General features: G+C 65.8%; 7 protein-coding genes and 1 tRNA gene. 2 read left to right on the top strand and 6 right to left on the bottom strand.

All coding sequences use genetic code 11. The features are described from left to right. The coding region (locus LOS8367_RS15810; RefSeq protein ID WP_207569277.1) for a peroxidase family protein at window positions 1-6,698 on the bottom strand (6,698 nt) is incomplete at its 3' end. 1,176 nt (window positions 6,699-7,874) lie between these two features. After that, window positions 7,875-7,950 (bottom strand) — tRNA-Thr (locus LOS8367_RS15805). Between the two features lie 166 nt (window positions 7,951-8,116). Between LOS8367_RS15805 and LOS8367_RS15800 the strand changes: the two genes are divergently transcribed. Together LOS8367_RS15800 and LOS8367_RS15795 are read left to right on the top strand one after the other, a co-directional pair. Beyond that, window positions 8,117-8,833, top strand: coding sequence for a response regulator (locus tag LOS8367_RS15800; protein WP_085897499.1), 717 nt, complete (start codon window positions 8,117-8,119; stop codon window positions 8,831-8,833). Continuing rightward, a complete protein-coding gene (locus tag LOS8367_RS15795) occupies window positions 8,830-10,164 on the top strand; it encodes an ATP-binding protein (protein WP_085897498.1) in 1,335 nt (444 codons plus the stop codon). The genes LOS8367_RS15800 and LOS8367_RS15795 overlap by 4 nt, the downstream gene beginning before the upstream one ends. Here the strand turns inward: LOS8367_RS15795 and LOS8367_RS15790 are convergent. Genes LOS8367_RS15790 through LOS8367_RS15775 form a run of 4 tightly spaced genes read right to left on the bottom strand, consistent with a single transcriptional unit; the run spans window position 10,161 to window position 12,733 of the window. Continuing rightward, complete coding sequence (locus LOS8367_RS15790) at window positions 10,161-11,573, bottom strand: alkaline phosphatase D family protein (protein ID WP_106535090.1); 1,413 nt, start codon at window positions 11,571-11,573, stop codon at window positions 10,161-10,163. The genes LOS8367_RS15795 and LOS8367_RS15790 overlap by 4 nt on opposite strands. A gap of 40 nt (window positions 11,574-11,613) precedes the next feature. Continuing rightward, a complete protein-coding gene (locus LOS8367_RS15785) occupies window positions 11,614-11,973 on the bottom strand; it encodes a Na+/H+ antiporter subunit G (RefSeq protein WP_085897497.1) in 360 nt (119 codons plus the stop codon). Further along, a complete protein-coding gene (locus tag LOS8367_RS15780; protein WP_085897496.1) occupies window positions 11,970-12,239 on the bottom strand; it encodes a K+/H+ antiporter subunit F in 270 nt (89 codons plus the stop codon). The genes LOS8367_RS15785 and LOS8367_RS15780 overlap by 4 nt, the downstream gene beginning before the upstream one ends. Continuing rightward, window positions 12,236-12,733, bottom strand: coding sequence for a Na+/H+ antiporter subunit E (locus tag LOS8367_RS15775; protein ID WP_085897512.1), 498 nt, complete (start codon window positions 12,731-12,733; stop codon window positions 12,236-12,238). The genes LOS8367_RS15780 and LOS8367_RS15775 overlap by 4 nt, the downstream gene beginning before the upstream one ends. Window positions 12,734-12,735: the final 2 nt, after the last annotated feature.

Below are 12,735 nucleotides of genomic sequence, written 5' to 3'. Positions count from 1 at the left end.
TCGACATCGTCATTGGCGACCTGCACGGTCAGCGTGCCGATGCCAGCCGCGAAGCTGACGGCCTGGGTCTGGTTCGTCGCCGAGCCGGCGTTGTAGGTCACCGTCAGATCGCCGCTGAAGGTGGTGTCGTCCAGGCTCAGCCCGAAGTCGAGATCGGTGGTCCCGGTGTCGCCGGTCTCGGCCACCGTCAGCGCGTTGGTGATCGACAGAAGGACGTCGACAGGCGGGGGCGCCACGTCGTCCTCGGTGACCATGCCGCTGGCGGTCGCGGTGCCGAGCGTCACCGCCGCACCGGTCCCGGTCGCCCCGGTCAGGGTGACCGCCACCATCTCGTCGCCGTCGTCGACATCGTCATTGGCGACCGGCACGGTCAGCGTGCCGAGCCCGTTCATGAAGTTGACGGTCTGGCTCTGGCCCGTCGCCGCACCGACGCTGAAGCTCACCGTCAGATTGCCGGTGAAGCCGGTGTCGTCCAGGCTCAGGCCGAAGGCGAGATCGGTGGTCCCCGTGTCGCCGGCCTCGGCCACTGTCGGCGCATTGGCGATCGACAGAATGACGGGAATGACGTCGTCCTCGGTGACCATGCCGTTGGCGGTCGCGGTGCCGAGCGTCGCCACCACGCCGGTGCCGGTGGCCCCGGTCAGGGTGACCCCCACCATCTCGGCGCCGTCGTCGACATCGTCATTGTCGACCGGCACGATCAGCGTGCCGACGCCATTGACGAAGCTGACGGCCTGGGTCTGGGCGGCCGCCGTGCCGATGTCGAAGTTCACCTGCAGAGTGCCGGTGAAGGTGGTGTCGTCCACGCTCAGGCCGAAGGCCAGGTTGGTAGTTCCGGTATCGCCGGTCTCGACCTGCATCGGCGCATCGGTGATCGAAAGAACGATGGCCGTGCCATCGTCCTCGGTGACCATGCCGCTGGCCGTCGTGGTGCCGAGCGCCACCGTCGTGCCGGTGCCAGTGGCCCCGGTCAAGGTGACCGCCATCATCTCGGTGCCGTTGGCCAGGTCGTCATTGGGGACCTGCACGGTCAGCGTGCCGATGCCATTGACGAAGCTGACGGCCTGGCTCTGACCGGTCGCCGTGCTGGTGTCGAAGTTCACCTGCAGATCACCGTTGAAGCCGGTATTGTTCAGGTTCAGGCCGAAGGCCAGGTTGGTGGTTCCGGTGTCGCCGGTCTCGACCAGCATCGGCGCGTCGGCGATCGAGAGAAGGATGGCAGTGACGTCATCCTCGGTGACCATGCCGCTGGCGGTCGCGGTGCCGAGCGTTACCGTCGCGCCGATTCCGGTGGCCCCGGTCAAGGTGACCACCCTCGTATCGGTGCCGTTGGGCACGTTGTCATTGACGACCGGTACGGTCAGCGTGCCGAGCCCGTCGACGAAGCTGACGATCTGGGCCTGACCCGTCACCGCACCGACGTTGAAGCCCACCCGCAGACTGCCGCTGAAGCTTGTGTCGTTCAGGCTCAGGCCGAAGGCCAGGTTGGTGGACCCGGTGTCGCCGGTCTCGATCCGCGTCGGCGCATCCGCAATTGAAAGAACGACGTCGACCGGCACCGGAGGATCGCCCTGAATGATCATCGTCTGATCGGAGAACTCGATCCGCTCGATGTTGTAGAGCTGATCGGAGCCCGTGTCACCATCATCGGGGTTCATGTCCAGGACCGTGAGGCCACCGGCGGCATTTGTGAAAACCTGGTAGTCGATGGCCTGTCCCGCATAGACGGCGGTGTCGATGTCGCCCGGTTTGCCGCCATCGAGGATCTCGCGCACGATGTAGAGCTCGCTCGGGTTGATCTCGCCCGCCAGCATCCTTTTCTGCAGGTCGCCGACCATGGTCGTCCAGGTCTCGTTGGTGCCCTGCCGGGCGATGCGGACGTTGATATAGCTGTCGCCGTCGATGATGTCGTCGCCGCCCAGACCCTCGATCCGGTCGCTGCCGCCGCCGCCCAGAATGATGTTGCCGCTACGGAACTCGTTCACGCCCGCCCCGAGCAGCTCCTGCAGCCCATCGATCCGGGCGATGCCCGCCGCGGTCAGGATGCTGCCCTGCTGGCCGTTGCCGGCGGGCTCGAGGGGTGCTCCCTCCTCTTCGCCGCCGGGCACTGCGGGCGGGATCACGCCGAGATCGTCCACCTCGGAGCCAATCAGCACGTCATTGCCATGCGAGCCAGACAGGCCCTCGACCGCTTCGTAGCGATCCAGGGCCGTGTTCTCGTCCGGCGGGATGGGCGTCTCGTCGAAGGCCGGCAGGTTCAGGTCGGCATAGACCGAGCTGCGCCCGATGTAGCTGACCCAGTCGAAGCCGGACATGCCCTCGTTGCGGGTGATGCCGACCGAGCTGACCATGATGTCGTCGCCACCCTCGGCCACGAACTCATTGAAGCCGTCGCGGCCGAAGAAGACGTCGTGGCCGGCGATGGTGTCGGCGCCGAAGGCGTCCGAGTTGTCGCCCATCGCGCCGTCCTGGCTGCCGCCCTCGAACCAGTCGTCTCCCTCGCCGCCGATCGGCGCCTCGTTGGTGGTGGTGCCGAGGATGAAGTCGTTGCCCGGTCCCGCGAAGACCTCCGAGAAGTCCTCGCCGGTGATGATGAAGTCGGAGCCGCGACCGCCGATGATCAGGTTCCCGCCGGGGCCACCATGGATGACGTCGTTGCCGTCATTGCCCTTGATGACGTCGTCGCCACCGAGATCGGTGATGATGTCGTCGCCGGCGCCGCCGTCGATGTTGTCGTTGCCGTGGCCGCCTTCGATGCGGTCATTGCCACCGTCGCCCCAGATCGAGTCGTCGCCGATGCCGGCGATCAGCGTGTCATTGCCTTCGGTGCCGCCGAGCACCACGTGGTCGCCACCGGTGAACTGCAGCGAGTTCTCGTTGGCGCGGATCACCAGCTTGTTCACCTGCGGGTCGAAGAGCGACGCCTCGAACGGGTCATCGCTGCCCATCCCGTGGTTGTACTGCTTGGTCTGGTCGACCTCTAGGACGTAGCTCGGCGTCGCGAAGACGTCGATCGGCAGGTGCGTGGCGTCGGTGTTCTCGACGATCATGCTTGCGAAGGAGTTGTTCTCGAGCTCCGCCAGGAAGTTCATGCTCGCCGTGCGCGCCAGGTAGTAGAACCGGTCGCCGTCCTGCAGCGCCTCGAGCTGCGTCTCGAAGATGAAGTTGAAGGTGGAGCCGAGCATGCCGCCGAAGGGCGCGATCGCCTCGGCGAGACCGCCGATCCAGAAATCGACCTTGTCGAGACCACCCTTGTCGCTGGCATAGCTGCCAGTGGCGTTCAGGAAGGCCTGCCGGTCGAGCGGCGCGCCTTCACCGCCGAAGACCAGCTTCATCGCGGCATCGCGCTTCTCGGCCAGGGTCTGGGCGGCGTCCAAGGTGGCATGGGTGCCGTAGGCCGCGATGAAGTTCACGACCGAGGCCGGGTTCTTGATGTTGAGGGTGAAGTCGAACCAGCTGTCATAGGGCTTGAGCTGGGTGTCGCCGGTCATGGTGTAGAACTGCTCCCGCGCCATGTTCAGCGTTGGTATCGCCGTATCGCGGCCGCGGGCGAGGTTGATCGCCGCAAGATCGAGCGGCAGGCCCAGCAGGTTCGAGCGCAGCGCGTCGGTGACGAACTCGTCGATCTCGTTGCCCACCTGGCGGGTCATGCCGCGCACCACCGCGCCAGCGGCCATGTCGGCATGGATCTCGCCGCCCTTGTTGTATTCGATCGGGTTGAGGAAGGCCTCGATCAGACCGATCTGCTCGGCATCCTGCGTGCTCCAATCGGTGCCGATCGCGTTGAAGGACGGATCGAGCCGGTCGATGGTCTCGGTCAGCATCGAGTGGCCGAAGCGGTAGACCGTATGCGCGAACTCGGCGAGGATTGACGGGTCGATCGTGGTGTCATAGCCGACCGGCGCCAGGAACACGTCGATCTGCGGCTGCATCTTGCGCGCGAAGTCTTCGAAGACGAGGTGCTGGTACTGCATCTCGGTGCCGAACTTGGCGAGCTGGAACAGCCGCGCGCCATCCCATTGCAGCGTGGAGAAGTCGACAGTCGCAGGATCGGTGCCTTCCGGCAGCTTGACCCGCAGCCACTCGTTGAGGAAGGCGAGATCGGCCGCCGCCTCTTCGGGCGTCCCGGTCTCGTTTACCATGGCCGGCATGATCACCTGATTGATCGAGTAATCGACCAGACGGTTGTGCTCGGAGTGGAAGATGTGATGCACCGCGGTCAGGCCGATATTCTCGTTCACCCGCCCATCGCCGGCCATGAAGTGCGCGTCCAGCAGTTCGTTGTCGTATTGCTCGTTGATCCCGAAGCCGTTCGCGATCAGCACGCTGTTGGGTATGCCGTCATTGTCTGGCGTGATCTCGATGTCCGGCGTGGCGGGGTTGCGGTCGTGGTCGACCGTGCCCGGCACGGCGTTATGGGCGATGTCGACGAGGAAGGCGTGGCCGGTTTTCGCCGCGAACGTCGCGTCCACCGGGTTGTTCGGGTTGCCCTCCATGATCGTGCCATCGGCCATCACCACCTGCGGGAAGCCGTTCGGCCCCATCTCGGCGTTGCCATAAAGATCGGTGATCAGCGCTGGAACCGCCAGCACGTCGGCATCATCGAGCTCGATGCCGAGAATGTCGCGGGCCTGTACCTTGACGTCGGCCCAGGTCGCCATGCCGCCATTGCTGCCGGTGATGAGCTTGCCGGTTTCGACCGGCTTCCCGCTTCCGTCGGGAACCCACTCACGCAGGAACACCTGGTGCGAGGGGTGCGAAGAGTAGGTCTGGTTCTGGTCGACATGCGGCGTCGTCTGGTTCTGAGTGTCGATCGACGCGCGGGTCAGCGCCATGAAATTGGTATTGCTGCCCTCGACATAGAGGGGATCGTCGGGCTGCAGCGGCATGTAGATGGTGCCGTTGCCTCCCTTGGTCACGAGATCGAGCCCGTGGTCGAAGAACTGGCCGAATAGCGTCATCCAAGAGTTGAAAGGCGCCGAGAGTCCCTCGTCGGGCGCCCGGTTCTCGATGACCAGCCCCCCGTTCTCGTCGGTCTGAAGGCCGAAATCGTCGAGCAGGCCTTGTAGGGCCGCCGCGGTTTCCTCGGGCGTACCCGCCGTGTTGGCGGCGACCTGCGCGATTGCGAGGTCGTCATTGGCCGCGTCGAGCGCGGTCGTAGCCTCATCAGCCGCAACCTGGGCCACGGCCCGGTCTACACCGGCATTGTTTCCGAGCGTCGTGAGTTCACCGATGTTCGACTGCGCGAGCGCGGGCGCGCCGTTGAAGGCGTCTAGGGCAGACGTGATCGTCGCCGCGTCGGCCGGAAGGAAACCGCCTTCTTCGATCCCTTCGATCGCTGTCCGGAGGTCGTTCGCCAGGGCCTCGAGGGTCTGAGCGCCATCTGTGGGGTTGTCGCCAAGCGCGGTCACGACGGCGCCGGCCGCCGTGACGGCACTGCTGGCCGCAGCCATGGCCGCGTCAAAGGCGTCGGTCGCGGCAATCGTGGCGTTGTCGAAGGCGACCAGATCGGTCTGGTACTGCGTTTCGGCGGCGGCATGGGCCGCTTGCGCGGTGGCCCACTGGTCATGTGCCGCATCGAACGCTGCGACATCCGGGAAATCGGTGGGAAGGGGCTCGGCGATGGCATAGTTCTCTTGCGCCACGACCCACTGGGCATGTGCCGTCTCGAACGCCGCGACATCCGGGAAATCGGTGGCAAGGGGCTCGGTGGGCGCATCGGCGGCCCACTGGACAAGTGCCGCATCGTACGCCGTGGGATCCGCGAAATCGGCGGGATCGGGCTCGAGGGCGGCATGGGCCACTTGCGCGTCGACCCACTGGGCATGTGCCGTCTCGAACGCCGCGACACCCGGGAAATCGGTGGCAAGGGGCTCGGGGTCGGTGGGCGCAGCATCGACCCACTGGGCATGTGCCGTATTGAAATCGGCCGTGACGACGTAATCCGCTTGCACCGGCTCGATGAGGGTGAATGGCGGGACCGGGACCGGTTCGCCGGGGATGTCGTTGAGGGCGGTGATCAGGTTCCCGGCCGCGGTCTGGACGTCGGAGATGGCCGCGGGAACGCTGGAGGCCATGGCCACACCTGCCGTGTAGCTCAACTGCAGCGCCGTGGCCGCATTCAGGGCGGCCACGGCAGCCGAGGCATCGGCGCTGGCCCCGGAGACGACCGCCGTGGCGGCCTCGACCTCGGCATTCGCGCCATTGGCGTTCAGCGTGGCCTTGTAGGCGGCACTGATCGCGTTCGTGGCCGCCGTCTGGGCGGTGCCCTCGACGCCTGCGGCCTTCAGCGCCGCGCGAATCGCGGCGGGGTTGGAGACGTCCTGGGTGACGATCAGGTTGGAGATGGTCCGGGGATCGGCATCGGCGACATTCCCGTTCGTCCCGTAATCGGTGTTGGTGATCGTGCCGCCCGGCCCGAATGACATCATGTCGCCGTCTTGCTCGTCGAGGTAGTAGGGCGTGGTCAGACGCGGAAAGGCCTGATCGGCTTGACCGAAGTCTGTCTGCCCCGCGATGAGGTTGTTCAGGCTGCCATCGACGGTGCGCAAGCCGAAGCTCAGATTGGGCGCGTTGCCAATCAGTTGGAGAAGACTCGTCCGGGGATCGGCGCCGGATTTCATGGCTTCGGTATGTGCCTCTGCGATCTTGATCTGCGCCAGAATGAAATCGAGATCGGATTTGATGTAGTTCGCCATAACAACTCTCCTAAAAAGGCTTTGCCGAAACACGACGAACGGAAAGCCATAATACTATCAAATGCCGGCGATCACGCAGAGCACTCCACGCATCCATGGGGATAATGATTTGATAGTGCCGGTCGCATCAATCCAGCAAAGTCCCTAAGGCGAAAGTCGGATCATGATACGAATGAATTAAGTGAATCACCCCGACAGGGGGAATTATAATCATTTTGCCTTAGTTCACGTTGGTAGAAGGCATCCGCATGGTCTAATGACTTAGTTCTAAAGGGCTCTGCGGCGGATACTGGTCTGACATGAGACGTGACGTCATACGGAAAGGGGTTGCTTTTCGAGCGTTTTTATCTTCGCTTTCTGCGCTATCATTTTGTGAAAGCCACCTGACCATTGATGAGTTTTCAATGGAATAACCTGAATCGCCCAGACTAAGCCTCCTGGCGAGATTGATCCGAAGAATTCAAAAAATGATTGAGCGTTTACTGACAGTTCCGGCGCCGGGCGCTGTCGAGGTTATGAGAAGAAATCATGGAAATTCTCAATCGGAACGGAGCCGTGCCCGATGCCCGGCAAAAGATCGACAGCATCGGTATCCGCGCTCACCTATGGGGTGGCTAGCCCAAACGTATGATCCGCCCCGGGTGCAGGCGCCAATTTGCGGATGGTGCGAGAGATCGGCACAGTCGCATTTAGCCTGTCAGCTTGTTGGCCGCTGCCTAGTTTTGTTGCCGCACGCATCGATGACGTAGCCACCGGCCCGTTCTTCCGACCGGTGGAAGGTTATGGGGCGTCACTTGCCCATATGGCCTAGATGAATGCCGGCAGCTTCCGACCGGGTAACGGCAAAGCTCGCGAGTGTGGGGGCCAGATCTGCAGCAGCTTTTCCGATGGTCCGCCCCAATCTGTGGTGGATGCGCTTCCCGGGGCCTCGGGTGATACCAATACTTATCAAACTGTTTTGCGGCTCTACTTGCCCGTGCCTCCGCGATCCGGGCGGATTCCGTGCAAAGCGAAAAGCCTTGTCGCGGCAATGTGAAAGGGCTTCTCAGCCGCCTCTGTTTGCGACGGCTGAAGCAGAACACCCCCTGCTTGGCGAAGGTGAACGCGGACGAAATGGTCTACGGCTCCTAGCAGCGGCCAGAAGCTGAAACGAAAGCAATGTGTTGACCTGAGAAATGGTGCCGGCAGAGGGACTCGAACCCCCGACCCCCTGATTACAAATCAGACGCTCTACCAGCTGAGCTATGCCGGCCCCGAGGCCCGATGTAGCCAGACCGCGCGGGGGAGGCAAGCGGCATGGCGACGACGCGTGTTACATCCGGCGACAAAACTTCACCTCCTCGCAGGGGGGCAAGTGCTGGCCTTACGGGGCGCGCGCGCCATAGAAGGGAAGCCGCCAGTCCGCAGGAGACCCGCCCATGACCGAGACCGCAGAGCAGATCCTCGTCGTCGACGACGCGCGCGATATCCGTGAGCCGCTGGGCCAGTATCTCAAGAAGCAGGGCTACCGCGTCCGCCTCGCGGCCAGCGCCGCCGATGCGCGCGGCATCGTCGAGACGGCGCGGATCGGTCTCGTCGTGCTCGACGTGATGATGCCGGGCGAGGACGGGCTGAGCCTGTGTCGCTGGCTGGTGGCGCGGGGCGGGCCGCCGGTGATCCTGCTCACCGCCATGGCTGACGAGACCGACCGCATCGTCGGGCTTGAGCTTGGCGCCGATGATTACGTGACCAAGCCCTTCAACCCGCGTGAATTGCTGGCGCGCATTCGCGCCGTGTTGCGCCGGGCGCCGCCGGCGGCACCGACGCTCGACACCACGCGCCGCAGCTTCGCAGGATGGACCCATGATCCGGCAACCAAGGCAGTGCGGCATGAGGATGGGCGCGAGGCAGAGCTGACCTCGGGCGAAAGCCGGCTGCTGGCGCTGTTTCTGGACTCGCCGCGCACCGTGCTCGATCGGGCGCGGCTGCTCGACCTGATGGCAGGGCGCGAGGCCAAGGCCTATGATCGAGCGATCGACAACCAGATCAGCCGGTTGCGGCGCAAGATCGAGGACGACCCGAAGCAGCCGCGCCTGATCGTCACCGAATGGGGCGGCGGTTACCTGCTGGCCGCAGATGTCGAGGTGGCCCCGTGATCAAGAGGCTGTTGCCTGCTGGGCTGGCCGCGCGCTTTGCCCTGCTGCTTGCGGCGGCGCTGGTGACGGCCAATCTCGTGGCGCTGGGGCTTCTGGCTTTCGAACGCGACCGGCTCGACCGCGAGGCAGGGGCCGCGCGGGAGTTGGAGCGGATCGTGGCGCTGGTGCCGGCGATGGAGGCCCTGCCGCCGCGGGCGCGACAGCAACTGGCGCGCCAAGCCTCGACCCGGCTCGCGCGGATTACGGTCGAGTCGGTGCCGGTCGTCGCGGCCCCGGCGCGCAGCGGTCGGGCCGGGGTACTTGAGGCGCGCATCGGCGCGGCGCTCGAAGAGCGCGAGGTGCGCGTCGCGATTTCCGAGCGCGCAGCTTCCGGACGCGGTTCCGGTGGCCCTGCCAGACCGCGCGGCGGCACCATCGCCGTGTCGATCGCTCTGCAGGCAGAGGAGCCGGTCTGGCTCAATGTCATGGCCGCGGGGCTGCGGCCACCGGACGGGGTCCGGGGCGAGGTTTTCATGCTGGTGCTCGGCCTGTCGCTGCTCACCGTGCTTGCGGTGGGGCTGTGGTTCGTGCGCCAGCTCACCCGTCCGCTGGCCGCCCTAGCGGAGGCGGCGCATGCCGCGGGTCGCGGCGATCGCGGCGTGCGGGTGCCTGAGACCGGTGCCCGCGAGATGCGGGCGGCTGCAGCGGCCTTCAACGACATGCAGGGGCGGATCGCCCGGTTCGAGGCCGAGCGGACCCGCACACTCGCTGCCGTCGGGCACGATCTGCGTACGCCGATCACCAGCCTGCGCATCCGCGCCGAGATGCTCGACGAAGAGGAGGGGGAGCCGATGATACGCACCCTCGACGAGATGGCGGTGATGGCCGAGGGGCTTGTGGCCTTCGCCAAGAGCGGCCACGAGGCCGAACCCAGCGGTAAGATCGATCTGGCGGCGCTGCTGCAGCGCCTTTGCGAGGAGCGCGGCGCGCGGTTCGAGGGTGGTGGGGCTCCGCCGGTAACTGGCCGCCCCGTGGCGCTGTCGCGGGCCTTCGGCAACCTGGTCGATAACGCGATCCGCTATGGCGGCTCGGCAAGGGTGCGGCTGAAGCAAGAGGGCGGCATGGCGGTGGTACGCGTGGTGGATGAGGGGCCGGGCATCCCCGAGGCGCGCCTCGAGGGCATGTTCGAGCCCTTCGTGCGGGGCGAAGACAGCCGCAGTCTCGATACCGGCGGGGCCGGGCTTGGCCTGTCGATCACCCGCACCATCATCCGCGCTCATGGTGGCGAGATCCGCCTGTCGAACCGCCCGGAGGGCGGGCTCGAGGCGCGTGTCGAACTGCCCGCGGGCTAGATCGGCAGGGGCGGGGTCTTGCCGCTCTCCTCGAGATGCCAGACCGCGCTCCATGCGCCGTCGCGCCGTTCCAGCGTCAGGAAATTGCGCTCGGCCACGTAGCGGCGCCGCATCCCCGGCAGCGGCAGGATGCGGATCGGATGACCCGAAAGCGGCCCTTCGCCGAGGCTTCCGAGCCAGCCGAGACCGCGCGCATAGCCCTTGGGCGGCGCGCGATGGGCGATGCCGGAGGCCACGAGCTGATGAATGGCGCCGGGTTCGGCGGCCATTTCGGCGCGGGTGGCGAGGTGTATCTCGCCCGAGAGCACCGTCACCGGGCCGCGCGCGCGCAGGTTCAGCACCGCGCGCAGCGCCCGTCGCCAATCGGCGCGATGCGCCCGGCTCTGCCACTGGTCGCGCAGATCGTCCTCGTATTTCTGCATGCCGGGCCAGAGCCACATCACCGCCTCGACGAGCGACAGGCGGGGCCCCAGCATCGGCACAGAAGAGACGATGAAGGTGCGCTCGGGCTCGGGTGCCGGCGTTTCCAGGAGCCGCCAGCCCGCTTCGCCTATCACCCGCCTGCGGCGGCGCTCGGAACGCAGGTCGGGGGCCATCAGCGTGACGCCCGGCAGGCTGCGGCGCCAGCCAAGCTGAGCGCCGGTCGGATCGGCAAAGATCTCCGGAATGTCGGCCTCGACCGCGCCGTGCTGGAACAGCAGGTACATCTCGCGAGCCACCCGGAACAGGGTCTGGCCCACGGCGCTGTCGGCGGCCTCGCTAGGAAGAGATCCCCAGCCGTCGCAGATGTCGTGATCGTCCCAGATCGCCAGCGTCGGGACCCGTGCGGCGAGGGCGCCGAAGGCGGGCCCGGCGAAGCCACGCATGTAGCGCGCGACAAAGCCCCTGCGCAGATGCGCCGCCAGCCCTCCGAGATCGGCCGCACTCGTGCTCTCGGGCAGATCCTCGGGCCAGCCATCGCTCAGCGGATGGCCCTGCGTTACCTCGTCGGCATAGATCTGGTCGCCACCCTGCAGCAGCGCCGCGAAGGGCCGAGCCTCGTGTTCGGCGCGCATCCTTTCCCACATCGCGTCGCGCTCGGTCGGATCGCGATCCATGTCGCCGTTCTCCTCGCCGTTGCAGGAGAGGAAGGCGAACCTCAGATCGCCCGAAAGATCGGTTTCGACCGGGTAGTCGCGATCTTCGAAGCGGTATCCGCGATCGGCGCTGTCGAGCCGCAAATCGAAACGCCAGACCGCGAGCCCCTCCAGCGTGGCGATGCGGCGCGGTTGGAGTTCGGTGGTGCCCGCCCGCAGCGTTCCACAAGCCTCGCTTTCGGGTCGGATGAGGATCGCGGCAAGGCGCAGGCCATCGGTGTCATGGCCCCGCAGATGCAGGATTGGGCCGGCATGGCGGGAGGCGGGGCTCATGGTCAGGTCGTGGCTCCTCGAGCCCGGTCGACGCCGGGCGCTATTGCTCGGCGTAGGTCGCCCAGGTCTTTTCCTCGGGCGGCGGAGGAAGCTCTTTGCCGCCGCGCTGCCGATGCAGATGGACCTTGGCAATGAAATTTCCAGAGATCGGCGCGGTGACGAAGAGGAAGGCCATCACCAGAAGCTCGTGCAGCGAGGCGTCGCCGGAGGCAAAGGCATGGATCATCGAAGCCAGCAGCAGCGAACCGACGCCCAGCGTCGAGGCCTTGGTCGGAGCGTGCAGCCGCTTCATCGGCTGATCGAGCTTCAGCAGCCCGTAGGAGCCGATCAGCGTGAAGGCGGCGCCGATGATCAGCAGCGCGGCCACGAGGATCTCCAGCAGCATCATCCCCCCGGTCATTCGATGATGTCCCCGCGCAGCACGAAGCGCGCCAGCGCCACGGTCGAGACGAAGCCCAGCATGGCGAAGATCAGCGCGCTCTCGAAATAGATCTGGGTGCCCAGATAAAGCCCGAGCAGGATGATCAGGCCGATGGCGTTGATCACCATCGTGTCGAGCGCGAGGATGCGGTCGCCGGTATGCGGCCCGATCACCAGCCGGATCATGGCGAGGATCTGCGCCAACCCGAGCGCGCCGATGGCGATGAAGAGGGCGGTGTCGATCATTCGAAAATCTCCTTCAACCGGCGCTCGTAGCGGGTCTTGATGTCGTCGCGCACCGCCTCCGGATCGGGCGCGTCGAGCGCATGGACCAGCAGCGCGTGCCCGTCCGCCGAGAGATCGGCGCTGACCGTGCCGGGGGTCAGGGTGATGGTCCCCGCCAGCATCGCGATCGCCTCGGGCGTACGGATCTCGAGCGGGATCACCACCCAGTTCGGTGCCATGTCCTCATTGCGCTTGAACAGCACGATCATCGCCACCTGCACGTTGGCAACCATGATGTCCCAGATCACCATGAGGAGGTAGGAAACGAGGCGTGCCGGCCTGCCGATCTTCGGACGGTCCGGCCAGAAGGCGCGGGTCGCCATCGGGATCACGATCCCGAGCAGCGCGCCGAAAACGACGGTGCCGAGGCTGAGATCATTGATCAGCAGGCACCACACCAGCACCAGAAGGGCCGAGAGCAGCGGGTGCGGCAACAGCTTTCGCGTTAGGCGCATCG

It is taken from the genome of Limimaricola soesokkakensis, assembly GCF_900172345.1.
In the GTDB taxonomy this organism is placed as follows: Bacteria; Pseudomonadota; Alphaproteobacteria; order Rhodobacterales; family Rhodobacteraceae; genus Limimaricola; species Limimaricola soesokkakensis.
The sequence above is the reverse complement of the archived record's forward strand: the minus strand, read 5'-3'. Positions and strand labels throughout refer to the sequence as shown.